Genomic DNA, 22,213 nt, shown 5'->3' with positions numbered 1-22,213 from the left:
CCCGCGCACCCTCACGGCGCTCCCCTGACCTCACGGCGTCACCGCGGCGTCACACGCGGGTGTCCACCCCCACGAGCTGTTCGGTGATCGTCCACAGGTCGCGGCCGAGCTGCGCGTCTTTCGCCTGCGCGGCGGTGGGACCGTTGGCGTTGAGGCGGTCGAAGTACGTTCCGCTCGGCGCACCGACCGGAGCCTCCGCTGCGAGGCGGACGAGCGGAGCCGCCCCGGCCTCGACGGGGACGCCGTAGCCGTTGCGGGTGACGAACGCCCCGAACCGGATCAGCGGCGACGTGCGGCCGAAGTTGGTCGCGATCGTGCCCGGATGGAACGAGAACGCGTCGACGCCCGTGCCGGTGAGACGCTCCGCCAGCTCCCTGATGAACAGGATGGTCGCCAGCTTGGCCGTGCCGTATGCCCGCCAGCCGCCCAGCCAGGCGCGCTTCTCCCAGTCGAGGTCGTCGAGGCGGAGATGACCGAAACGGTTGGCGAGACTGGCCGTGGACACGACCCGCACATCCCGGCCCAGCGCCGCCGTCTGTTCCAGCCGGGGCCGCAGCAGGTGGGTGAGCAGGAACGGCGCCAGATGGTTGGCCTGGATGGTGCGCTCGTGGCCGTCGACCGTGAGCTCGCGCTTGGCGTTCAGGCCGCCGGCGTTGTTGGCGAGGACGTCGATGGTGTCGTAGCGGTCGAGCAGCGCGCTGGCGAGCGCCCGCACCTCGTCGAGCTTCTCGAAGTCGGCGAGGAACGGCGTCGCCCCGATCTTCTCCGCGATGCCCCTGGTGCGCTCCGGGTTGCGCCCGACCACCGCCACCTCGTTGCCCTGCTCGGAGAGCCGCTGGGCGGCGACCAGCCCGATCCCGGAACTCGCACCGGTCAGGACGATCGTGCGCCGGGAACCCTCGGACGCTGCGGTCATCGGTAGCCACCTTTCTCGAGGCCGGCCTCGATTTCGAAACGGTTCTTCAGCGGATCCCGTCCGGAGACGAGGTAGAGCAGAGGGAACACCATGCCGTAACGCTGCCACTGACGCTTGTGAATCGCCTCGTGCTCCAGGATGTCGTCCGACACGTTCTGTGCGGTGAGGTAGCAGCCTCCGACGCACGAACCGCCCCTGCCGAACGTGCGCTCCGGCATCCCGCGGAACACGAACAGCCCGGCGCGGCGTTCGACGCGCCCCGTGCTCCAGATGAAGCCCCAGACCAGGCCGACGGCCGTGGCGTAGAGGTAGCCGAGCGTGCTGATCGGGGAGTCGAACAGCACGCGGGTGATCACGCGCATCCCGTTATTCCTTCGGCCGGCCGTACGCTTCGAGCAGCCGCAGCCAGACCTCGCTCAGCGTCGGGTACGACGGCACCGCGTGCCAGAGGCGGGAGAGGGGGACCTCGCCGACCACCGCGATGGTGGCCGAGTGCAGCAGCTCGCCGACGTCCTGCCCGACGAAGGTGACCCCGAGGACGACCTGACGGTCCTCGTCGACGACCATCCTCGCCTTCCCCACGTAGTTGTCCGCGGCGATGCTCGCCCCGGAGACCCCGCTGATCTCGTAGTCGACCACCCTGGTGCGGTATCCGGCCTTCTCGGCCGCTGCGGCCGTGAGGCCGACGGACGCGACCTCCGGGTCGGTGAACGTGACCTGCGGCACCGACTGGTGATCGGCCGTCGCCACGTAGGTGCCCCACGGCTCGAGGGAGACTTTCGCGCCCTTCGCCCTGGCCGCGATCGCGTCTCCGGCGGCCCGCGCCTGGTACTTGCCCTGGTGGGTGAGCAGCGCGCGGTGGTTGACGTCGCCGACGCCGTAGAGCCATCCACCGTCGACCGGCTCTCCGTCGGCGCCGAGGACGCGCATCGAGTCGTCGACGTTCAGCCACGCCCCGCCTTCGAGACCGAAGGCCTCCAGGCCGAGGCCAGCGGTGTGCGGGATGCGTCCCGTCGCCACGAGGAGTTCGTCGGTGCGGATGGTGGTGCCGTCGTCGAGCGTGAGCTGGAAGCCGTCGTCGTCCGTGCGCTCGACGGCGGTCGGGGACACGTCGAGGTGCAGGTTCGCGCCGAGTTCGCGCAGCGAGTCCGCGACGAGTTCCCCGGCGAACGGCTCGTTCGCGCCGAGCAGGCCGCTGCGGGAGATGAGGTGCACCTCCGTGCCGAACCCGGCGTACGCCGTGGCCATCTCGACCCCGACGACACCGCCGCCGAGGATCGCGAGCGACACCGGGACGCGCTGGACGCTCGTGGCGTCCCTGCTCGTCCACGGCTCGCTCTCGCGGAGGCCCGGGATGTCGGGAAGGAGCGAGGCGGAGCCGGTGCAGACGGCGACGGCGTGCTTTGCCGTGAGCACCGTTTCTGTGCCGTCCTCGGCCGTCACGGTCACCTCGCGGACACCGGTGATGACGGCGTGGCCCCTGACGAGGTCGATGCCCGCTCCGTTCAGCCACTCCACCTGCCCGTCGTCTTTCCAGTCGCTCGTCATGACGTCGCGGCGCCGGAGCACCGCCTCCACGTCGAGCGGACCGGTGACGGCCTCGCGCGTCCCGCCGACCCGTTGCGCCGCGCGCAGCAGCGCTCCGGAACGGAGCAGCGCCTTCGACGGCATGCAGGCCCAGTACGAGCACTCGCCTCCGACCAGCTCGGCCTCCACGATGACGGTGCGCATCCCGCCCTGCACCGCCCGGTCGGCGACGTTCTCGCCCACCGCTCCCGCTCCGATCACGATCACGTCGTATTCGTTGCTGCTCATGCTCTCTCCTGTCGATTCGTTGTCGTGCGGGGTGGTCGGGGAGGGGGACGCCGCTAGCGGCCCACGAACTCCGCTTGGGTCCTGGTGAGGAAGGCCTGCATGCCGATCGCGGCATCTTCGCTGGTGGCCAGCCGGACGAGCGCCGGCTGCAACTGGGCCTCCGCCGCCGCGTCGCCTTCTCGCACCGCCAGCTTGGCGTTGGCGAGCGCGGCCTGGACGGCGAGGGGAGCCTGCGCCGCGATCCGCTCCGCGATGGCGAGCGCCCTGTCGAACTGCTCTCCGTCGTCGACCAGCTCTTGCACCAGGCCGATGCGATGGGCCTCTGCCGCATCGAAGGAGTCGCCGGTGAGGATGTAGCGCATGGCGTTGCCCCAGCCGACGGCGCGGGGGAACCGGATGGTGGCCCCGCCGAACGGCAGGATGCCCCTGGATACCTCGATCTGGCCGAACGTGGTGGACCGTGCCGCAACGGCGATGTCGCTCGCCAGGATCAGCTCGATGCCGAGGGTGAGGCAGGTGCCGTGCACGGCGATCACCACGGGCTTGCTGAGACGCTGCCCGGACACCTGCCACGGGTTGATGCCGTCGTCGCTCTCGATGGTGAGGCCGTCCGCTCCGATGCGCGGCCCGATGTCTGCGAGGTCGAGGCCTGCGGTGAAGTGGTCGCCGACGGCGTAGACGAGGCCGACGCGCAACTCGGGGTCGCGTTCGAGCTCTCCGTATGCGTCGGAGAGCAGCCGGAGGAGTTCGAAGTCTGCGGCGTTGCGCTTCTCCGGTCTGTTGAAGCCGATGAGCAGGACGTGGCCCCGCCGCTCGGTGATGATCTTGGGTTCGGTCATGTCTCCCAAGCTACCTCCGCCGTCAGGACGCGTCATCGGCAGGGCGCGGATCTGTGGAGAGATGGCGTGCGGCGCCGCCTGTGGAGGAACCGCCGCCCGCGCCAGCCGCGCCGCCCGCGCCACCGCCCAGCCGCCCGGTCAGCGCGCCCAGGATCCGCAGGATCACGGCCATGTCGCGCCCCGCCGCATCCGGGGACTCCGGCGCGAACTCCGTGATCGCAGCACCGGCCAGCTCGAACCGCCCCCGCAGCGCCCGCACCGCGTCGCACAGCGCTTCCGGCTGCACCCCGAACGGCTCCGGGTACCCGATGCCGCTGATGGTGGCGGGGTCGAGCACATCCAGGTCGATGTGCACGTACACAGACGTCGCTCCCGTCGCCTCGACGGCCGCGACCAGGACGGCCGGGTCGTCGAGTTCGGCCGGGCCGAGCATCCGGATGCCCGTCTCGTCGATGTACGCCGACTCGCCGTCGTCCAGTGCTCGCGTCCCCGCCAGGATCACCTGCGCGGGGGACAGGAGGGATGGTCCGGTAGACGCGAGCCCGTCCGGTGCGTCGCCGAGGAGGGCGCGCACGACCATCCCGTGGAAGGCGCTCGACGGGGAGGATCCCACGTCGTTGATGTCGGCGTGCGCGTCGAACCAGACCAGGGCGACCGACCCCGGCTCTGCGACGGCGACTGCGTGCTGGACACTGGCGAGGTCGGCGGCGCAGTCCCCGCCGATCGTGACCACCGGAGCGTCGAGCAGCATGAGCTCGGCCGTCGCAGCGTCGCGCACGGTCGTGAGCGCGGAGAACCGGTGCACGCCGGTGCCGAGGGATTCGCCCGCAGCGGCGGGGACGGGCACCACGGTGGTCGCGGCGGCGGGCAGGTCGCCCCTGATCGCCTCCGCGCCGTCGATCAGCCGCATGGCCCGCGACGATCCGGACCCCTGCCACTGCGGCACCACCAGGAAGGACGCGCCGCTCATCCGTCTCCCGCCTCCGCCGCCACCCGTCACTGACCGGGGGTGTACGGCGCCGACGACGCCGGGTCGGCCGTCACGGCGGGCTGCGCGGGTGCTCCGCCGGTCTTGAGGGCGGCGAGGCGCGCCTCGACCTCCGTCATCTCGCCGAGGTCGTCGAGCTGGTTGAACTGCGCGTCCAGGCTGGAGGCCGCGAGCTCCGACGCTCCGCGGACCCTCGCCTCCTCGCGGCGGATCTTCTCCTCGAAGCGGCTGACCTCGCTGGTGGGGTCGAGGATGTCGACGCTCTTGACCGCATCCATCACCTGCGACTGCGCCTGGGCGCTCTTGGCCCTGGCGATCAGCTCGGAGCGCTTGCTCTTGAGCTGTTCGAGCTTGGTCTTCATGCCGTTGAGGCCGGACTTCAACTTCTCGACCACCTCGGTCTGCGCCGCGATCTGCGGCTCAGCGGCCTTCGCCTCGTTCTCCGAGGAGATCTGGCGCTGCAGGGCGACCTTCGCGAGGTTGTCGAACTTGTCGGCGTTCGCGGTGTCGCCGCCGGAGCGGTACGTGTCGGCCTGCTTGCTCGCCGCGAGGGCCTTCTGGCCCCACGACGATGCCGCTTCGACGTCTTCCGCGTGGTCGTCTTCGAGCAGGCGGAGGTTGCCGATCGTCTCCGCGATGGCGCTCTCCGCGTCGGCGATGCTGTTGGTGAAGTCGCGGACCATCTGGTCGAGCATCTTCTCCGGGTCTTCCGCCTGGTCGATGAGCGCGTTCACGTTCGCTCTCAGCAGCTGTGAGATCCGACCGAAAATGGACTGTTTTGCCATCGTGTTTTCCTTTCGCTGAGGCCCCCGGTCAGGCGCCTTAGAACCGTCCGCCTCCGCGGCGCGAGCGGGTTCCGCCCCCGCCGAAGCTTCCCGAGCTGAACCCGCCGCCGCCGCTGCGACTGCGGCTTCCTCCGCCACCGCCGCCTCCGCCGAAGAGTCCGCCGCCTCCACCGCCGCCGCCGAGCACGGAGTTGATCAGGATGCCGCCGAGGATCGCCCCCATCGCTCCGTTCCCTCCGCCGCGATTGCCGCCGCCGGAGCCGCCTCCGCTGAACCCGCCGCCTCCGAACAGGCCGCCGAGGTCGCCGAGGCCGCCGGAATCCGGCTGGAACCCGCCAACGTCGCGCTGGGCGAGCTGCGTCGCCTCCTCGGCCAGCTGGGCGGCGCGCTGCGCCTGGGCGAGTGCGGTCACCGGGTCGGCCGTTGCCGTCGCCTCGGCCTGCACGACCAGCCGTCCTGCCTCGGCCAGCCGGGTGCGTGCCTCCGGTCCGACGGCTCCGCGGCGAGCGGTGATGAAGTCTTCGCACGCGGACACCCGGGAGCGCGCGGCGAGGAGCGTCTGCTGCAGCGACGCCTGGGCGCGCTGGGTCTGCTGTCGCGCATCCCGCACGTTCTGCAGCACGCCGTCGATGTTCTGATTGGCGGCTGCAAGTCGCTGGGCGATCTCCAGCGGGTTGATCGGGCCGGCTGCGATCTTCGATCTGACGTCGGCGACCGTCTGCTCCGTGGCGGCGACGACCCCGGCGACGGCCCCTGTCGCGTCGTCGGTCGCCGCGATAGTGCGCGCCTCCGCGAGGTCGCTCTCCAGCTCGGAGATGGTGGAGTCGATGGTCTGCTGCGCCGTCCCGAGGTCTGCGCCGACCCTGTCGACCGCGTCGAGCAGAAGCTTGGCCTGGTCGACGGACTCTTCGGCCGCCCGCACGCCGATCGCCGCAGCGCTGGTGTCCCCGGCGTCGCTCTTCTGCTTCGCGGCCGTCAGCGCCGTGGTCACGAACGCGAGCCGTTCCGTCGCCTGGTGGATGTTGTCCTGCACCGTCGCGAGGGACGCCGCAGTGTACGTCGAGGACAGGGTGGCGAAGGTGGCGGCCGTCTGGTCGAGCCTTCCGTGGACCGTGTCCGCTGCTGTCTGCACCTCCGCCGTCGCCTGCGGGATGCGCTTCTCCAGCGCGCGCAGTTCGTCGAACGCGTCCGCCTGCTTGTCCAGGGCGTCGTTGGCCGCCGCGCAGAGCTGCACGATCTGGGCGTTCCACTCGCGCTTCTGCTGGTCGGTGTCCGGTTCGGCGTCGTCGAGCCTCTGCTTGAGGGTGAAGGCGTCTCTCAGCTGCGCTTTCGCCGCATCCAGTGCCGCCTGGAACGGCACGACGGAGTCTGCTCCGTACTGCGCCGTCGCGAAGCCCAGCTCCTCCTCGCTGGTGCGGATGGCGTCGTCCGTCTGCACCAGGGCGGACCCCGCGCGACGTTCGAGATCGACGAGCGGAATGGTCTGCAGCTCGCTCTGCGGGGTCTGCGGCTGCCCGCCGGCGGCGACCTTCTTCCGCGAACGCGAGCGGACCACGAAGAAGATGATGACGCCGATGACCACGACGGCGATGATGAACACCCAGAAGAACCCTGCGCCGCCCCCTCCGCCTCCGACGGCGTCTCCGAGCCCGGTGGCAGCCGCGACGGCGGCGCCCGACCAGTCGCCTGCGCGCAGTTTCGGCTCGATGTCGTTCTGCTCGATCTGCGTGAGCTGGTCGGCGGACACCGGCCCTGCGTCGTCCCCGGACAGGTAGTACGCACGCCCGTCCGTGGCGACGGCCAGCAGGTAGTCGGACGGACCGAGGTTGTTCTGCGCCGCGGTCTCGTTGGCCCAGTCCGCCGCATCCGTCGGGTTGGTGAACCGGTCGACGTAGACCACGAACAGGTCGATCTTGTGGTCGGTGTACAGCTTGTCGGTCGCCGCCTCGATGGTCGACACCTGCGACGTGACCACCCCGGCCTGATCGACAACGTGGCCGGAGCCGAGGTCGACCGGGTCGACAGCGCTCGCCATCGACGCTGTGCCGAGGGCAGAGCCGAACACCAGTCCGATCGCCAGCAGGAATCCGCCACGTACGCGTCGTCGGTGCATCTACTCACTCTCTCGAGTCGGTGGTACCAGCCGAGTCTATTGGGGGCTCGGGAAGACGCGCCAGGGCTCCGCCGCCGCCGTGTGTTTCACCCTGTTACACGCGGGATGCGTCCTCCTCCGCCTCCGAACAGAATGGACGGGACGCACACCAATGGGAGAGGAGCAGGCATGGGCATCCAGGGTCGCTCCCTCGCCGTGGTCGAGGCCACCCGTTTCCGCGGTGACGACCCGGAGTACCACGGCTACGTGCAGCTGCTCGTCGGCGCCGTGATCGCCGAAGCCCAGTCGCAGGGCTGGACCGTGTCGAGGCTCGCCGCCGACGACGGCGTGGATGCGCTCCTCGCCCGCACAGAGACGGCCGACGCCATCGTGGTGATGGGCGGCGAGGACATCGCGCCCCGCTTCTACGGCGGAAGCACCGGATATCCGGGGGAGAGCCGCCACCTCGAGACGGCGGACGAGGCACAGCTCGCGCTGGTGCGCCGCGCCGTCGAGCGGGAGACGCCGCTGCTCGGAATCTGCCGCGGCCTGCAGATCCTCAACGTCGCCTTCGGCGGCACCATCGTGCAGCACCTCGGCGACGACAGCACGCACAGGAACCACGGCGTCCCGATCCGCAAGATCATGGCGTCGCATCCGGTCGCCATCGCCGAGGACAGCCTCACGGCCGACCTGCTCGGCGCGACGTCGGTGGACGTGCAGAGCGCCCACCACCAGGCAGTGGATGCCGTGGGCTCGGGCCTCCGCGTCACCGGCCGCGCGCCCGACGGCCACGTCGAGGCGCTCGAACACGAGACGGCGCCGGTCATCGCGGTGCAGTGGCACCCGGAGGACCCGGGAGCGCCCGCCGGCCAGCTGGCCGCGCTGATCGCGCACCTGTCCGGCGTCCAGTCGGCCGCCGTCGCCGCCGTCGCCTGACCCGGCCCAACCGGCCGGACCAGCCCCAACCGGCCCGAGCCGTCACCCGCCGTCCGGCCCCCACCCCGCCTCGCCGACCAGCGGCACGAACGCCACGGCGCCCAGGTTCGTCGACACGAGCCCGCCGTCGTCGGCCCGCGTGAACGCCGCGAGGTGCTGCGCCCCGCCCGCTCGCCCGATCGGCATCACGATCCTGCCGCCCCGCGCGAGCTGGTCGACCCACGCCCGCGGCACATCCGGGCCGGTCGCCGCCGCGACGATCACGTCGTACGGAGCACCCTCCGGCCAGCCGAGCGTGCCGTCGCCCGTGACCACGTTCACCCGATAGCCCAGAGCTTCGAGGGTCGCCGCCGCGGTGACCGCGAGATCGGGATGCCGTTCGACGCTGACCACGCGGTGCCCGAGCTCCGCCGCGACGGCCGCCGCGTACCCGGAGCCCGTCCCGATGTCGAGCACGGCGTCCTCCGGACCGATCCGCGCTGCTTCCAGCATGAGCGCCACGATGTACGGCTGCGAGATGGTCTGTCCGTCTCCGATCGGCAGGGGATGGTCGTCGTATGCGTATCGCGCCTGCTCGTCCGGCACGAACAGGTGCCGTGGCACACGCCGCATCGCGTCGAGGACCCGCTGGTCCTCGATCCCGCGGGGGACGAGCTGCTGCTCGACCATCCGCCTGCGTTCGTCGGCGAATTCGGTGTTCGTACCGCTATTGAACCACCGCGGGAGCGGCCGCGACAGGCAGTCCGGCCGCCGCCTGACGCGACGCCAGCTGTTCGCGCGCCTTCGCGAGCGCCGCGGCGTCCGCCCCTGCGGCTTCGAGGGCGAGCAGCCCCGCCCCGAGGATCGGCGCCGCCGTCACCAGCCGGATGCGCGCGAGCGGCGCGGTCTCGGAGAGCCCGGTCTCGATCGCGGACAGCAGCCGCGCATCCCGGGCGCCGATCACGCCGCCGCCGAGCACCACCGGCACCGGCCGGTCGAGCAGTTCCAGCCGCCGGAGCGTCGTCGCGGCGAACACCACGATCTCCTCCGCCTGCCGGTCGACGAGCGAGCCTGCCACCGCATCCCCAGCCCGCGCGGCGTCGAACACCGACGGCGCGATCCGGGAGAGGTCGCTGTTCGGGATGCGCTGGAAGTGCAGCGCCTCGATCACGTCGGTGACGCTGTCCAGCCCGTAGACCGCAGGGATGTCCGTGACGAGCCTCGTCGCAGGCCCTCGCCCGTCCACCGCGCGCGCCGCGTGCCAGAGCGCCTGCTCGCCGAGGTGCCAGCCGCCTCCCCAGTCTCCGGACATGATCCCGAGCGACGGGTAGCGCACAACGCGGCCGTCTCCGCGCACGCCGACGCAGTTGATGCCGGTGCCGCAGACCACGGCCACCGCATCCGGTTCGCTCGTGCCCGCGCGCAGCAGCGCGAACAGGTCGTTGTCGACCACCGCGTCCGCCCAGGCGTACCCGGCGATCCCGTCGCGGAACGCGGCGACCTCCGCCGGCAGGTCGAGCCCGGACAGATAGATGTTGGCCGCGGCGATCTGCCGCTGCCCGGTCTGCGCGAGCAGTTCCTCGATCAGGCCGTCGACCAGCGCGGCCGCCTCCGCCATCCCGATGATGTGCGGGCTGGAGGTGGTGCTGCGCGCGCTGGCGATCACGGTTCCGTCGAGGTCGATGGCCACGGCGTCCGTTTTCGACCCTCCGCCGTCGACCGCGATGGCGATCGGCCGCGCGTCGCTCACTTCGCCCACGAGAGGTGGTCCCTGTTCCCGGCGATGAGCAGGTCGGTGAGCTTCTCCGCCTTCTCGTACTGCCCGACGAGGGGATGCGCGAGCATCGCCCGCACCACCCGCTCGCGTCCTCCGTGCACCGCGGCGTCCAGTGCCAGCCGCTCGTAGCCGGCGACATGCGAGACGAGCCCGCGGATGTCGTCCGGCAGCGGCTCGATCGGCAGCGCGGTCACCCCGTTCGCGCCGACCGTGGCCGGCACCTCGATCACGTGGTCGTCCGGCAGGAACGGCAGGGAGCCGTCGTTGCGCAGGTTGACCACCTGGGTGTCGCCGCGGTCGCTCGTGAGCGAGGCGATCAGGTCGACGGCCGCCTCCGAGTAGAAGGCGCCTCCGCGCTTCGCCAGCTGGTCCGGCTTGGTGTCGACGGCCGGGTCGGCGTAGAGCGCGAGCAGTGCGCGCTCGACCTCCTGCACGGCCTCGGCGCGGGTGGGGGAGCCGAGCTGTTCGCGCAGCACCTCGTCGTGCGCGTAGTAGTAGCGGAGGTAGTAGCTGGGGACGTTCCCGAGCATCCGGATGAGGGATGCGGGGAGTTCGATCTCCTCGGACAGCTCGGCCAGGTGCGTGGAGAGGAGGGCGGGGAGCGCATCCCTCGTCCCGGCTTCGTCCGTCACGTATGCCGCGCGCTCCCAGGTGAGGTGGTTCAGCCCGACGTGACCGAGCGTCACCTGCGTGTGGTCGACGCCGAGCAGGTTCGCGAAGCGCCGCTGGAAGCCGATGGCCACGTTGCAGAGCCCGACGGCGCGGTGACCCTCCTGCAGCAGGGCGCGGGTGACGATGCCGACCGGGTTGGTGAAGTCGACGATCCAGGCGTCCGGCTTGGCGTGCGCGCGCACGACGTCGGCGACGCGCAGCACCACCGGCACCGTGCGGAGGGCCTTCGCGAAGCCGCCGGGACCGGTCGTCTCCTGCCCGATGCAGCCGCACTCGTGCGGGAAGGTCTCGTCTCCGTGCCGGGCGTTCTGGCCTCCGACGCGCAACTGGATCAGCACGGCGTCCGCATCGGAGACCCCGGCGACGAGGTCGCTCGTCGGCACGATGCGGCCGGTGTGGCCCGCGGCGCGGAACATCCGTTCGCTCATCCCGCCGACCAGCCGCAGGCGGTCAGGGTCGGTGTCGACGAGCCACAGCTCCTCGATGGGGAGGAGGTCGCGCATCCTGGCGAATCCGTCGATGAGTTCGGGGGTGTAGGTGGAGCCTCCACCGACGACTGCGAGTTTCACTGCTATCCCTTCACGCCTGTGAGTGTGATGCCCTCGACGAAGACGCGTTGGGCGAAGAAGAAGATGAGGACGACGGGGATCGTGACGAGCATCGTCATCGCCATCGTGAGTCCCCAGTCGGTGCCGTGCACCCCGCGGAACGACGCCAGCCCGTATGCCACCGGCCACGCGGCCGGGTTCTCCGACGTGTAGAGCAGCGGGCCGTAGTAGTCGTTCCACGAGTTGAAGAACATGAAGATCGCTGTCGCGGCGATGCCCGGCTTCGCCATCGGAAGCACCACGCGCCAGAGCACGCCGAACTCGCCGTTGCCGTCGATCCTCGCCGCGTCGGCGTACTCGCTCGGGATGGTGAGGAAGAACTGCCGGAGCAGGAAGATCGAGAACGCGTCGCCGAGCAGGTTCGGCAGGATCAACGGCCAGAGCGTGCCGGTCAGGTTGAGCTGCGACCACATCACGTAGATCGGGATGGCCGTGACCTGCGGGGGGAGCAGCATCGCGATGATGATCACCGTGAACAGCGCACCGGAGCCGCGGAACTTGATCTTGGCGAGCGCGTACGCGGCCGGGACGCTCGACACGAGCATGAAGGCCGTGGCGAGGATCGCGTACAGCGCCGAGTTGCCGAACCACTGCAGCAGCGGCACGGTCGTGAACACCTTCACGTAGTTGTCCCACTGGAACGGCTGCGGCCAGAGCGACGCGGTCAGCGTCTGCTCGCTCGACATCAGCGACGTGAGGAACACGAACACGATCGGTGCGGCGAACAGGATGCCGAGCGCGACGAGCACGATGTGCTCGGCGATCCAGGCCAGCACGCGCCTGCTGCGGAGCGACCGCGGGGTCGGGATGCGTCCCTGCCGCTGGGCGGGGGGAGCCTGTGGCTTGGTCAGGGTTGCGGAGGTCATTGTGCGCCTTCCGGGGTGAACGCCTTGAAGCGGCGCAGCAGGAGGATGAGGATGACGGCGGCGACGACGAACAGCAGCACGGCGAGCGCGGACGCGTATCCGAGCTGGTATGTGCCGAAGCCGCGCACGTAGAGCCACTGCGTGTACGTCAGCAGCGAGCCGTCCGGATAGCCGAGGTTGTTGCTGATGCCCTCGCCGATCACCGCTTTGCCGGAGGCGACCCCGGAGGCGACGGCCGCCTCCGTGAAGTACTGGATGGCCGCGATCACACCGGTGACCACCGAGAACAGCAGCACGGGGGCGATGCTCGGCAGCGTGACGTATCGCACCTTCTGCACGCCGTTCGCGCCGTCGAGGGATGCTGCTTCGTACTGCTCCTTGGAGACGTCGAGCAGGGCGGCGAGGAAGATGATCATGATGTCGCCCATCACCCACACGCCGAGGAGCACGAGCGACGGCTTCGACCACGCGGGGTCGTTGAACCAGAGCGGTCCCTGGATGCCGAAGAACTTGAGCACCTGGTTCACCGGTCCCGTTCCCGGGTTGAACAGGAACACGAACGCCACGACGCTCGCCACCGGCGGCACGAGCGCCGGCAGGTAGAACAGCGTCCGCCAGAATCCGGATGCGCGCTTCGCCCGGGCGAGCAGCCCGGCGATCAGCAGCGCGAACGCCACCTTCACCGGCACCCAGATCACGACGAACCAGAGCGTGTTGAGGGTGGCCTGCCAGACGTTCGGGTCCTGGGTGAACAGGTACTGGTAGTTGCGCAGGCCGATCCACTGCGGTGACGACACGAGGTCGAACCGGGTGAACGAGTAGTAGACGGATGCGATCAGCGGGTACACGAAGAAGATCGCGAGGCCGAGCAGGGCCGGCGCGAGCAGCGCCAGCGTGACGAGCTTCCGCTTGGTGCGGGCCCGCGAGGGGCGGACGCGTGCCGCCCGCCCCTCCCGGAGTGCCGTTGTCGTCATCGTTACGGACCGGTCGTCAGCGCGAGCGCGTCGTCGATCTGCTTGTCGACGTTCGTGAGCCCTGCCTGCAGGTCTCCGCCCTGGCTCTGGTACTTGTTCCAGAAGTCCTGGAACGACTGCTGGTATCCGGCGCCGAGCGGGCTGGCCGGGGTGGTGGCGACATTCTTGTCGGACGCGATGTCGAGGAAGGTCTTGTACTGCTCGGAGACCTCGAGCTTCGGCGAGTTCAGCGCGTCCGTGGTGGTCGGCACGTTCTTGAGCCCGTTGGCGAGCTTGACGACGGCATCCGTGTCCGTGGTCAGGTACTTCAGCAGCGCCCAGGCGAGCTCCGGGTTCTTGGAGCCCTTCGAGATGCCGATGATGTTGCCTGTCATGTATCCGCCGCCGTACAGCTCGGTGTGGTCGTCCGCCGTCGGGAACGGCGCTGTGCCGTAGTCGAGGTTCTTCGCCTGGTCGGCGATGAAGGCGGTGCGGTACTCGCCGTCCATGTTCATGGCGACCTGGCCGGTCTGGAACGCGTTGTCGGCGGAGAACTCCTGGCCGAGGCCGGAGGTGTACGTGTTCAGCTTGTCCCAGCCGATCTTGTCGACGTAGGCCTTCTGCCACTCCATCAGCTCGGTCCAGCCCTGGCTCGACGAGATCGCGCTCTTTCCGTCCGGCTTCAGCCACTCGGCTCCTGCAGCTGGACCGTAGTGCGCCGCCGCGTTCTCGTACCAGCCCATCGTCGGGTTGAACCCGAGGGTCTTGATCGAGCCGTCCGGGTTGAACGTGGTCAGCTTCTCCGCCATCGACTCCAGCTCGGACAGCGTCTTGGGCGGTGCGGTGAACCCGGCCGCGGACAGCAGTGCCTTGTTGTAGTAGAGGCCGTAGACGTCGGCCAGCATGGGCATCGCGCAGCGGGTGCCCTTGAACTCGGTGTACGACTTCACGGTGGGGGAGAACTGGCTCATGTCCACCCCGTCGCGCTTGATCACCGTGTTGAGGCTGCGGAACGCGCCGTTGGAGCAGAAGTTGCCGACGATGTCGGTGGAGTACGAGAGCCCGACGTCCACCTTGCTTCCGGTGGCGATGGCCTTCTGCAGCTTCTCGTCGTCCTGGCCGGAGTGCACCTCGACCTTGACCTTCGGGTTCTTCTTCTCGAAGTCGTCGACCACCGACTGGATGACCTTCGCCTCCCTGTCGGAGAAGAAGTGCCAGAACGAGACGGTGCCGGACAGTTGTTTCGGGGTGCTCGCGTCGAAGGAGGCGCTGCTGCCGCCGCCGGAGCATCCGGCGAGGGTCAGAGCCGCCGCCGCGGCGACCGCGACGGTGGCGATGATGTGACGTTGACGGTGTTTCACGGGTGGTTCCTCACTGATTCCAGTTCGTGATGCGTGCAATGGACGGGTGGTGCTGTGTTACGCGGAGATCCTCGAGACTTCGGCGAAGAGGGCGTTGCGCACCTCGGCGAGCAGGTGCTCTCGTGCGCCTCTGAGCACGGGATGGGCGGGGACGCCGGTTGCGACGACGGCGGACGACCCCCAGGATGCGCGGAGCTCCGCGCTCACGAGCTCGGCGAGCCTGTCGCCGCCCGCGCGTCCTGTCGGCCCTCCGAGCACGACGAGTTCCGGGTCGAGCAGGGCGAGGACGGGGACGACCCCGACGGCGATGCGCGGCGCGAGTTCGGCGAGCAGCGCATCCCGGGCCGGCGAGCCGGGGATGGCCTCGACGGCGGCGGTGTAGTCGGCGGCGTGGATGCCGTGGCGCTCGGCCAGACGCGCGACGGTCGGGCCGCCGATCAGGTCTTGCAGGTCGTGGGCGTCCTGGTCGAGTTCGGCGGCGCTGCGGGGGATCGGCAGATAGCCGATCTCGCCAGCGCCTCCCGACGCACCCCGGTGGACAGAGCCGCCCTGGTCGACGGAGAGGCCGAGGCCGTCTCCCATCCAGAGCAGCGCGAAGCCGCCGGTGTCACGCCCGACGCCGTCCGTGCGCTCGGCGATGGCGGCGAGGTTGACGTCGTTGTCGATGTGCACGGAGATGCCGAGAGCGTCTTCGAGGTGCGCGGTGATGCCCTGCATCGGCCAGCCGGGGAGCGTTTCGATGAACGTGAGCTCGTCGGTGCGGGGGTCGAGGGCGCCCTGCACGCCGACGCAGACGGCGCTGACCCTGTCGCTCGCGACGCCCGCCGCCTCGCACGCGCCGTCGATTGCGGCGCGCACGTCGGACTCCGGCGTGCGGTCAGGATCGGTCACCCGCAGGGGAGTGGCGGCGATGGGATGCTCCGTGCCGCTCGCGTCGACGACGGTGGAGCGGATCGTGGTCGCGTCGATGTCGACGGCGACGCCGAGCACCCGGTCGGTGCGTACGGCGTAGCTGGCCGCGTTCGGGCCGCGGCCACCTGACACCTCGCCCACCGCGTGGATGAGCCCGGCGGTTTCGAGCCGGGAGACCATCTGGGCCGCAGTCGGCTTGGAGAGGCCGGAGAGCTCGCCGATCCTGTTGCGGGTGAGCACCCCGTGCTCGAGCAGCAGGGACAGGGCTGTGCGGTCATTGGTCTCGCGGAGCCAGGAGGGGGTTCCCGGTACTGGTCTGGTGGCCATCGCGCACATCCCTTCGTTGGAACAATCGTGCGTGGTGAATGTATCAGGAAAGTTTCTTAATAGTAAAGAGGCTGTTTCGATGTCGGGGGATGCGGGCACAATCGGACGCACGTATCGCGACGAGGGGAGCACGCCATGACCGCACGACCGACGCCCGTCGACCCGCCGGGCCTGCACGCCAGTCCGGCGTTCGCCCAGGGGATGCTCGTGGAGCAGGGGCGCACGCTCTACGTCGGCGGGCAGAACGGCACGGACGCAGAGGGAGCACTGCTCGACGGCCTGCAGGCGCAGACCGAGCAGGCGCTACGGAACGTCCTCGCCGTGCTCGCCGAGGCAGGCAGCGGCCCCGAGTACGTGGCCAAGCTCACCATCTATCTCGCGGTGGGCGTCGACCCCGGCGAGGCGTACGCGGCCACCGGCGCCGTGTGGGGAGCGCACCGCACAGCGGTGACAGTGCTCTCCGTCACCCCGGCACGCGCGGGCGCGCTCGTCGAGATCGAAGCGGTGGCCGCCGTTCCCGACTGATCCTGCTCTACCCGAAGGCGCGCGCGTGCTCAACCAGCCGGTCGAACGCGGTGTCGAGGTCCGGATCGAGACGCTGACGGGACGGATCGGCGAGGAACCACTCGACGATCTCGCCTGCACCCTTCGCGAACGGCACCGTCGCGCGGAACTCGGGCACGAGCGCCTTCACCTTGCTGTTGTCGAACACCATCGAGTTGGCCTTGTCGCCGATCAGACCGGGGCCGAGCTCCGGCACCACGGCCGCGATGGACTCGCTGGCGACGTGCACCAGCTCCGCCTCGACCCCCAGGCCCTCCGCGAGGTAGGAGTAGATCTCGTTCCAGGTCGGCGCCTCGTCCGAGGTGATGTGGAACGCCTCTCCGACCGCTTCCGGGCGACCGAGCAGGCCGACGTACGCGACGGCGAAGTCGGTGTTGTGCGTGATGGTCCAGAGGCTCGACCCGTCGCCGTGCACCACGACGGGGGCGCCGCGGCGCATCCTGGCCAGGTCGGTCCAGTGCCCGCTCGTCGGGATCATCGTGCGGTCGTAGGTGTGCGACGGGCGCACGATCGTGATCGGGAACGCCCGCTCGCGGTACGCCTCGACGAGCAGGTCCTCGCAGGCGATCTTGTCGCGGGAGTACTGCCAGAACGGGTTGCGCAGGGGTGTCGACTCCGTCACCGGAAGGCGGGACGGCGGCGTCTGGTACGCCGAGGCCGAGCTGATGAACACGTACTGCCCGACCCGGCCCTCGAACAGCCGGAAATCGGTCTGGATGTGCTCAGGCGTGAAGGCCAGGAACTCCGACACCACGTCGAAGCTGCGCTCGCCGAGCACCGCGTGCACGCTCTCCGGCTCCCGGATGTCCGCGTGCAGCACCTCCACCCCGTCCGGGAGCGGCCGGATGCTCGAATTGCCGCGATTGATGACGGTCACCTCGTGTCCCGCCTCGAGAGATCTGGCGACGCAGGCCGAGCTGATGACCCCCGTGCCGCCGATGAAAAGTGACCGTGTCGCTGCCATGCGTACTCCTTCGTCGTCGACTTCCCCCGATGCATCAGCGTAGCCCGCGCGTACACTCCGGGGCACACCCGATCCCCGATAAGGAGCCCCCGTGTTCGTCCTGCGTTCCTGGCCAGGTCTCGCCGTCGCCTGCGTGGTGGCCGTCCTGGCCGCCATCGTGATCACCGCCATCGTCGGCGCCGTCTTCCGCACCATCGCGCGGCGCAGGGCGTGGGCGGCCCTGCTGATCACGCGGGCGCGCATCCCGTTCCGGATCCTCCTGATGGTGATCGTGCTCTGGATCGCCGTCGCCATCACCCTGCCGCGGGACGTGCCGGCCGGATGGCGTGACGCCGTCCAGCACACCTTCCTCATCCTCACCATCGCCGCCGGCGTCTGGTTCGCAGCCGCCCTCGCCGTCTATGTGGAGGATCTCGGCCTCGCCCGCTACCGGCTGGATGTGCCGGACAACCGCTACGCGCGCAAGGTGCGCACCCAGGTGCTCATCGTGCGGCGGCTGACCATCGTCGCGGCGGTCGTGATCGGCCTCGGCGCGATCCTGCTGACCTTCCCCGCCCTGCAGGCGGCCGGCGCGAGCATCCTGGCCTCCGCCGGTGTCATCGGCATCATCGCCGGTGTCGCGGCCCAGTCGACGCTCGGCAATCTGTTCGCCGGGCTCCAGCTGGCGTTCAGCGACGCCATCCGGATCGACGACGTGGTGGTGGTCGAACAGCAGTGGGGCACGATCGAGGAGATCACCCTCACCTACGTGGTCGTGCACATCTGGGACGACCGCCGCCTCGTGCTTCCGTCCAGCTACTTCACCACCAAGCCGTTCGAGAACTGGACGAGGCAGCACAGCGAACTGCTCGGCTCCGTCGAGTTCGACCTCGACTGGCGGGTCTCGCCGGGAGGGATGCGCTCGGAGCTCAACCGCGTGCTCGCCTCGACGGACCTCTGGGACGGCCGCACCGGCGTGCTGCAGGTGACGGATGCGGTCTCCGGCTGGGTGCGCGTGCGCGTGTTGGTGACGGCACGGGATGCCCCCACCCTGTTCGACCTGCGCTGCCTGGTGCGCGAACGCCTGATCGACTGGATGCAGCGGTACAGCACCGCATCCCTCCCGCGCACGCGGGTGGAGATGGTGGAGGCGCCCGACCAGCTCACGCCGCCTCCGCGCGCCAGGGCGCAGCAGGAGGCCGGCCTGTTCAGCGGCACCCCGGAGGGTGAGCAGAGGGCCGCGCAGTTCACCGAGTCCATCCCGATCGTCCGTGACGACGAACCGGATGGGGTCGACGAGCCCGACCCCCGGTGACGGCGCGGCCCCGCCGCGCGACTTCGCTGCTCAGCTCACCGCATCCACTGCCGCCAGGATCGCGTCGATCGCGGCCTGGGGATGCGACACCATCGAGACGTGCGAGGCCGCAACCTCGGTGATCGTGGAGCCCGCCCGCTCCGCCATGCTGCGCTGCGTCGCGGGCGGGATCACCTTGTCCTCCGTGCCGATGACCGTCCAGGAGGGCAGGGTGCGCCAGGCGGGGGCGCCCATCGGCGTGGTGTTCGCCGCGAACGTGATCGGGCGCTGGCCGGCGGCGATGAGCAGCCGGTCGGCCTCCGGGAGGTCCTGCGCGAACGCCGTGTGCACGGTCGCCGGCTTCAGGAACGCCTCCGCGTCGCCCTCCGGCGCTCCCGGGTAGCCGGCGACGTCGAACACCGTCGACGGGTCCGGAACGTCGAACGCCGATCCGGAGCCGCCCAGGATCGAGAACACCGTCTCGCCCTCCTCCGGGATGAAGGCGTCCACGTAGACGAGCGCCTTGACGTCCCCGCCGCCGAGCCCGGCCCCGCTGATCACGGCGCCTCCGTACGAGTGGCCGACGAGCACGACGGGACCGCTGGTGCGCTGCGCGACGAACGAGGCGACGTACGCCGAATCGCTGATGGGGTTGCGGAGCAGGTTGGTGGGGGCGAGCACCTCGAAGCCCTGCTGCTGCAGGGCACCGGCGACGGCGTTCCAGCTGGAGGCGTCTGCCCAGGCTCCGTGGACGAGGACGATGGTGGGTTTCGCGGACATGGAAGTTCCTTCGTTCGTGCCGGTCCGCGGCCGCTCCCATCGGGGTACCGCGTGCTCAGCGGTGGGTGTGGTGGTGATGGAACGTGCACAGACTAGACCGGCCGGGTGAACGAGCGGAAGGGGCGTCAGCGGGGGAGAGACGCCTGGTCAGGCTCTGGGTCAGGCCCTGGGTCGCCCTCCACGTCGCCGCCGCGCAGGGAGGCGATCATGCTCTGCAGGCTGCGGAACGCGTCAGCCTGCTCCGTCGCCGTCATGCCGCCCAGCATCCTGAGCTCGACGGAGCGGACGGCCGCCGTCGCCTTCTCCAGCTCGCGCCGCCCGCGCGCCGTGAGCCGCGCGGGGAGGGCCTTGCCGACGGGCGCCTCGGCGGGCCGGGTGACGACGCCGTCGCGTTCCAGGGACTGGAGCAGCACGTTCATCGTCTGCCTGGTGACGAACGCGCCGCGGGCGAGTTCGGAGTTCGACAGTCCCGGCCGCTGCGCGAGCAGTTCCAGGCAGGAGTAGTGCGTCACGCTCATCCCGAGGGGACGAAGCACGTCCTCCATCGCGGATCGCAGCGCGCTCGACGCCTCTTTCAGCAGATAGCCCAGTGACGTCTCCAGGTCGACGCCGACACCGTCTTGACTCATGTCAGTAGTCTGACATAGAGTCAGCCATGTCAGAAAACTGACACGAAAAGAAGGAACACACCATGCCAGCCATCGGCCCAGACTTCATCTCCATCCAGGTGCGCGACCTCGACGCATCCCAGGCGTTCTACGAGCAGTACCTCGGGCTCGTCCGCTCCCCGGCCGGCCCTCCGCACGCCGTCGTCTTCGACACGAAGCCGATCGCGTTCGCGCTCAGGGACATCGTGGAAGGCACCGACCTGGCGTCCGTCTCGCAGCCGGGCATCGGCGTCGCGCTCTGGCTCCACGCCACCGACGTCCAGGACATCCACGACGCCCTGGTCGCAGACGGCCGCACGATCGTCTCCGCGCCCATCGACGGCCCGTTCGGCCGCACCTTCACCTTCGCCGACCCGGACGGCTACCAGGTCACCCTGCACGACCGCGCCTGATCGGTCATTGCCAGGGAACACACAGTTTCAGCGGGACCAACCGTCCGCCTCGCCGTGTTCTATCCACTGACGGCCCAGCAGCCAGCTGCGCCGGAATCCCGTCGAGGAGGATCACGTGTCACACGATTACCGCAAGACCCAGGATGCAGTCTCCCGCCTGACCCCCGAGCAGTACGCCGTCACGCAGCGCGAGGCCACGGAGCCGGCGTTCCGTAACGAGTTCTGGGACAACAAGGAGGCGGGTCTCTACGTCGACATCGTCTCCGGAGAGCCGCTGTTCGCCTCGGTGAACAAGTACGACAGCCGGTCGGGCTGGCCGAGCTTCACCGTGCCCGTCGACCCGGCCAACATCGTCGAGAAGCGCGACAGGACGTTCGGGATGGTGCGCACCGAGGTCCGTTCGGCCCACGGGGACAGCCACCTCGGCCACCTGTTCGACGACGGCCCCGCCGAGGCGGGAGGGATGCGATACTGCATCAACTCCGCCGCCCTCCGTTTCATCCCGCTCGCCGACCTCGACACCGAGGGCTACGGCGACTATCGTCACCTGTTCGAGAATGAGGAGGTCACCCGATGACCGACGCAACACCCACCACCCCCGCCACTCCCGCCACGGAGAAGGCCATCCTCGCCGGTGGCTGTTTCTGGGGCATGGAGGACCTGATCCGCAAGCGCCCCGGCGTGCTCGACACCCGTGTCGGCTACACAGGAGGCGACGTGCCGAACGCCACATACCGCAACCACGGCAGCCACGCCGAGGCGATCGAGATCGTCTTCGACCCGTCGAAGGTCAGCTACCGCGACCTGCTGGAGTTCTTCTTCCAGATCCACGACCCGTCGACCAAGAACCGCCAGGGCAACGACGTGGGCACCAGCTACCGCTCCGCGATCTTCTACGAGACCGACGAGCAGCGCCGCGTGGCGGAGGACACCATCGCCGACGTCGACGCCTCGGGACTCTGGCCGGGCCCCGTGGTCACCGAGCTGTCGCCCGCCGGCCCGTTCTGGGAGGCGGAGCCCGAGCACCAGGACTACCTGGAGCGCATCCCGTGGGGCTACACCTGCCACTACGTGCGCCCCGGCTGGAAGCTCCCGCGCCGCGAGGAGGTCGCTTCGTAGCGGCACCCGTTCCGGAAACACACGAGAGGCCGTCCCGTTTGGGGCGGCCTCTCGTCGTATCTGGTGCCCCCAGTAGGATTTGAACCTACGGCCTTCTGCTCCGGAGGCAGACGCTCTATCCCCTGAGCTATGGGGGCCAGGGTGCATCCAGGCTAGCATCCCGCGGGACGCACCTTTCGCACGTCCGGTGTGGGCTACTTCGGCAGGTTGGCGAGCACCGATTCCATCAGGGGGGCTGCGTCGCCCGGCTCGAAGAAGGCTGCGGAGTCGGAGACGATCCAGTATGCGCCGCGGAAGACCTGCACCTGACCAGGGGTTTCCTGCTTGAAGTATCCCTCGACCTCCGGGGGAACGCCGTAGGTGGGCACCGGGGTCGCTGCGGTGACCGCCGCGTTCTTCAGGCCTTCGAGGGCGCTCGCCGGCGGCTGGGCGACCGCGATCTCGATCACGTCGCCGCTGGTCTGGTTGAGCCAGGCGCAGGTGACGCCCTTCCAGTCGGCGACCTGCTTCTCCAGGCTGCCGTCCTTGGGCTGGTAGCCGGGGTCCGTGCCGAAGTTGGGGTTGTATGCGTACGCCTGGTCCGGTGTGACGATCTGGTCGCAGGTGAGGGTGACGGGGGTGGGC

General features: G+C 69.8%; 24 protein-coding genes and 1 tRNA gene. 6 read left to right on the top strand and 19 right to left on the bottom strand.

Annotation, left to right across the window (positions count from 1 at the left end):
* Positions 1-49: 49 nt before the first annotated feature.
* From B7438_RS17355 to B7438_RS17325, 7 genes are read right to left on the bottom strand one after another with little or no spacing between them, the layout of a single operon-like run.
* Positions 50-916, bottom strand: a complete 867-nt coding sequence (locus B7438_RS17355; RefSeq protein ID WP_085370941.1) for an SDR family NAD(P)-dependent oxidoreductase — start codon at positions 914-916, stop codon at positions 50-52.
* Positions 913-1,278: a Fe-S oxidoreductase gene (locus B7438_RS17350; protein ID WP_085370940.1), complete on the bottom strand. Its 366-nt coding sequence runs from the start codon at positions 1,276-1,278 to the stop codon at positions 913-915. The genes B7438_RS17355 and B7438_RS17350 overlap by 4 nt, the downstream gene beginning before the upstream one ends.
* A gap of 4 nt (positions 1,279-1,282) precedes the next feature.
* Positions 1,283-2,731 (bottom strand): NAD(P)/FAD-dependent oxidoreductase, encoded by a 1,449-nt coding sequence (locus B7438_RS17345; RefSeq protein ID WP_085370939.1) that lies wholly within the window; start codon positions 2,729-2,731, stop codon positions 1,283-1,285.
* Positions 2,732-2,784: 53 nt separating this feature from the next.
* Positions 2,785-3,570 (bottom strand): crotonase/enoyl-CoA hydratase family protein, encoded by a 786-nt coding sequence (locus tag B7438_RS17340; protein WP_085370938.1) that lies wholly within the window; start codon positions 3,568-3,570, stop codon positions 2,785-2,787.
* Between the two features lie 22 nt (positions 3,571-3,592).
* A complete protein-coding gene (locus B7438_RS17335) occupies positions 3,593-4,540 on the bottom strand; it encodes an arginase family protein (protein ID WP_085370937.1) in 948 nt (315 codons plus the stop codon).
* A 26-nt stretch (positions 4,541-4,566) separates the two neighbouring features.
* Complete coding sequence (locus B7438_RS17330) at positions 4,567-5,343, bottom strand: PspA/IM30 family protein (RefSeq protein ID WP_085370936.1); 777 nt, start codon at positions 5,341-5,343, stop codon at positions 4,567-4,569.
* Positions 5,344-5,380: 37 nt separating this feature from the next.
* The gene (locus B7438_RS17325) at positions 5,381-7,456 is read right to left on the bottom strand and encodes a TPM domain-containing protein (RefSeq protein ID WP_085370935.1); all 2,076 of its coding nucleotides are present in this window, start codon (positions 7,454-7,456) and stop codon (positions 5,381-5,383) included.
* 168 nt (positions 7,457-7,624) lie between these two features.
* Here B7438_RS17325 and B7438_RS17320 point away from each other — a divergent pair, with 168 nt between their 5' ends.
* Positions 7,625-8,374: a gamma-glutamyl-gamma-aminobutyrate hydrolase family protein gene (locus tag B7438_RS17320; RefSeq protein ID WP_085370934.1), complete on the top strand. Its 750-nt coding sequence runs from the start codon at positions 7,625-7,627 to the stop codon at positions 8,372-8,374.
* 42 nt (positions 8,375-8,416) lie between these two features.
* Here the strand turns inward: B7438_RS17320 and B7438_RS17315 are convergent, their stop codons facing one another.
* The 7 genes from B7438_RS17315 to B7438_RS17285 are packed head-to-tail and all read right to left on the bottom strand — an operon-like array spanning position 8,417 to position 15,829.
* Complete coding sequence (locus B7438_RS17315) at positions 8,417-9,112, bottom strand: protein-L-isoaspartate(D-aspartate) O-methyltransferase (protein WP_256922109.1); 696 nt, start codon at positions 9,110-9,112, stop codon at positions 8,417-8,419.
* A complete protein-coding gene (locus tag B7438_RS17310; protein WP_247597336.1) occupies positions 9,081-10,103 on the bottom strand; it encodes an N-acetylglucosamine kinase in 1,023 nt (340 codons plus the stop codon). The genes B7438_RS17315 and B7438_RS17310 overlap by 32 nt, the downstream gene beginning before the upstream one ends.
* The gene (locus tag B7438_RS17305; RefSeq protein WP_085370931.1) at positions 10,100-11,371 is read right to left on the bottom strand and encodes a 6-phospho-beta-glucosidase; all 1,272 of its coding nucleotides are present in this window, start codon (positions 11,369-11,371) and stop codon (positions 10,100-10,102) included. The genes B7438_RS17310 and B7438_RS17305 overlap by 4 nt, the downstream gene beginning before the upstream one ends.
* Before the next feature lie 2 nt (positions 11,372-11,373).
* Entirely contained in the window at positions 11,374-12,276 is a 903-nt protein-coding gene (locus B7438_RS17300; RefSeq protein ID WP_085370930.1) for a carbohydrate ABC transporter permease, read from the bottom strand.
* Complete coding sequence (locus tag B7438_RS17295; RefSeq protein WP_085370929.1) at positions 12,273-13,250, bottom strand: carbohydrate ABC transporter permease; 978 nt, start codon at positions 13,248-13,250, stop codon at positions 12,273-12,275. The genes B7438_RS17300 and B7438_RS17295 overlap by 4 nt, the downstream gene beginning before the upstream one ends.
* 2 nt (positions 13,251-13,252) lie before the next feature.
* Positions 13,253-14,590: an ABC transporter substrate-binding protein gene (locus B7438_RS17290; protein WP_085370928.1), complete on the bottom strand. Its 1,338-nt coding sequence runs from the start codon at positions 14,588-14,590 to the stop codon at positions 13,253-13,255.
* Positions 14,591-14,647: 57 nt separating this feature from the next.
* Positions 14,648-15,829 (bottom strand): ROK family transcriptional regulator, encoded by a 1,182-nt coding sequence (locus B7438_RS17285; protein WP_085370927.1) that lies wholly within the window; start codon positions 15,827-15,829, stop codon positions 14,648-14,650.
* 135 nt (positions 15,830-15,964) lie between these two features.
* On the opposite strand from B7438_RS17285, the gene B7438_RS17280 reads away from it, so the two are divergent.
* Positions 15,965-16,354: a RidA family protein gene (locus B7438_RS17280; RefSeq protein ID WP_085370926.1), complete on the top strand. Its 390-nt coding sequence runs from the start codon at positions 15,965-15,967 to the stop codon at positions 16,352-16,354.
* A 7-nt stretch (positions 16,355-16,361) separates the two neighbouring features.
* On the opposite strand, the gene B7438_RS17275 is transcribed toward B7438_RS17280, so the two are convergent.
* Complete coding sequence (locus B7438_RS17275) at positions 16,362-17,357, bottom strand: SDR family oxidoreductase (RefSeq protein ID WP_085370925.1); 996 nt, start codon at positions 17,355-17,357, stop codon at positions 16,362-16,364.
* Positions 17,358-17,448: 91 nt separating this feature from the next.
* Here B7438_RS17275 and B7438_RS17270 point away from each other — a divergent pair, with 91 nt between their 5' ends.
* Positions 17,449-18,651, top strand: coding sequence for a mechanosensitive ion channel family protein (locus B7438_RS17270; RefSeq protein ID WP_085370924.1), 1,203 nt, complete (start codon positions 17,449-17,451; stop codon positions 18,649-18,651).
* A 30-nt stretch (positions 18,652-18,681) separates the two neighbouring features.
* Here B7438_RS17270 and B7438_RS17265 read toward each other — a convergent pair whose 3' ends face one another.
* On the bottom strand, positions 18,682-19,410 hold the full coding sequence (locus B7438_RS17265; RefSeq protein WP_085370923.1) for an alpha/beta fold hydrolase: 729 nt from the start codon (positions 19,408-19,410) through the stop codon (positions 18,682-18,684).
* Between the two features lie 125 nt (positions 19,411-19,535).
* Positions 19,536-20,039 carry a MarR family winged helix-turn-helix transcriptional regulator gene (locus tag B7438_RS17260; RefSeq protein WP_085370922.1) on the bottom strand — a complete coding sequence of 168 codons (504 nt, stop codon included), beginning with the start codon at positions 20,037-20,039 and terminating at the stop codon, positions 19,536-19,538.
* Positions 20,040-20,101: 62 nt separating this feature from the next.
* On the opposite strand from B7438_RS17260, the gene B7438_RS17255 reads away from it, so the two are divergent.
* From B7438_RS17255 to msrA, 3 genes are all read left to right on the top strand, one after another.
* Positions 20,102-20,470: a VOC family protein gene (locus tag B7438_RS17255; protein WP_085370921.1), complete on the top strand. Its 369-nt coding sequence runs from the start codon at positions 20,102-20,104 to the stop codon at positions 20,468-20,470.
* 115 nt (positions 20,471-20,585) lie between these two features.
* The gene (msrB, locus tag B7438_RS17250) at positions 20,586-21,047 is read left to right on the top strand and encodes a peptide-methionine (R)-S-oxide reductase MsrB (RefSeq protein ID WP_085370920.1); all 462 of its coding nucleotides are present in this window, start codon (positions 20,586-20,588) and stop codon (positions 21,045-21,047) included.
* The gene (gene msrA, locus B7438_RS17245) at positions 21,044-21,589 is read left to right on the top strand and encodes a peptide-methionine (S)-S-oxide reductase MsrA (RefSeq protein ID WP_085370919.1); all 546 of its coding nucleotides are present in this window, start codon (positions 21,044-21,046) and stop codon (positions 21,587-21,589) included. Before msrB ends, msrA begins: the two co-directional genes overlap by 4 nt.
* A 61-nt stretch (positions 21,590-21,650) precedes the next feature.
* Here msrA and B7438_RS17240 read toward each other — a convergent pair.
* Positions 21,651-21,726, bottom strand: a tRNA-Arg gene (locus tag B7438_RS17240).
* Between the two features lie 57 nt (positions 21,727-21,783).
* A partial coding sequence (locus B7438_RS17235) for an iron ABC transporter ATP-binding protein (protein ID WP_085370918.1) occupies positions 21,784-22,213 on the bottom strand: 430 nt, incomplete at its 5' end.

The sequence above is a fragment of the Leifsonia sp. NCR5 genome (genome assembly GCF_002105485.1).
In the GTDB taxonomy this organism is placed as follows: Bacteria; Actinomycetota; Actinomycetes; order Actinomycetales; family Microbacteriaceae; genus Leifsonia.
Note: the sequence above shows the minus strand (reverse complement) of the source record. Positions and strands in the feature narration are given on the sequence as shown.

Coding starts and splice junctions, on each gene's coding strand:
- B7438_RS17355 (WP_085370941.1), bottom strand. CDS start 916: ATGACCGCAGCGTCCGAGGGTTCCCGGCGCACGATCGTCCTGACCGGT.
- B7438_RS17350 (WP_085370940.1), bottom strand. CDS start 1,278: ATGCGCGTGATCACCCGCGTGCTGTTCGACTCCCCGATCAGCACGCTC.
- B7438_RS17345 (WP_085370939.1), bottom strand. CDS start 2,731: ATGAGCAGCAACGAATACGACGTGATCGTGATCGGAGCGGGAGCGGTG.
- B7438_RS17340 (WP_085370938.1), bottom strand. CDS start 3,570: ATGACCGAACCCAAGATCATCACCGAGCGGCGGGGCCACGTCCTGCTC.
- B7438_RS17335 (WP_085370937.1), bottom strand. CDS start 4,540: ATGAGCGGCGCGTCCTTCCTGGTGGTGCCGCAGTGGCAGGGGTCCGGA.
- B7438_RS17330 (WP_085370936.1), bottom strand. CDS start 5,343: ATGGCAAAACAGTCCATTTTCGGTCGGATCTCACAGCTGCTGAGAGCG.
- B7438_RS17325 (WP_085370935.1), bottom strand. CDS start 7,456: ATGCACCGACGACGCGTACGTGGCGGATTCCTGCTGGCGATCGGACTG.
- B7438_RS17320 (WP_085370934.1), top strand. CDS start 7,625: ATGGGCATCCAGGGTCGCTCCCTCGCCGTGGTCGAGGCCACCCGTTTC.
- B7438_RS17300 (WP_085370930.1), bottom strand. CDS start 12,276: ATGACCTCCGCAACCCTGACCAAGCCACAGGCTCCCCCCGCCCAGCGG.
- B7438_RS17295 (WP_085370929.1), bottom strand. CDS start 13,250: ATGACGACAACGGCACTCCGGGAGGGGCGGGCGGCACGCGTCCGCCCC.
- B7438_RS17285 (WP_085370927.1), bottom strand. CDS start 15,829: ATGGCCACCAGACCAGTACCGGGAACCCCCTCCTGGCTCCGCGAGACC.
- B7438_RS17280 (WP_085370926.1), top strand. CDS start 15,965: ATGACCGCACGACCGACGCCCGTCGACCCGCCGGGCCTGCACGCCAGT.
- B7438_RS17275 (WP_085370925.1), bottom strand. CDS start 17,357: ATGGCAGCGACACGGTCACTTTTCATCGGCGGCACGGGGGTCATCAGC.
- B7438_RS17265 (WP_085370923.1), bottom strand. CDS start 19,410: ATGTCCGCGAAACCCACCATCGTCCTCGTCCACGGAGCCTGGGCAGAC.
- B7438_RS17260 (WP_085370922.1), bottom strand. CDS start 20,039: ATGAGTCAAGACGGTGTCGGCGTCGACCTGGAGACGTCACTGGGCTAT.
- B7438_RS17255 (WP_085370921.1), top strand. CDS start 20,102: ATGCCAGCCATCGGCCCAGACTTCATCTCCATCCAGGTGCGCGACCTC.
- msrA (WP_085370919.1), top strand. CDS start 21,044: ATGACCGACGCAACACCCACCACCCCCGCCACTCCCGCCACGGAGAAG.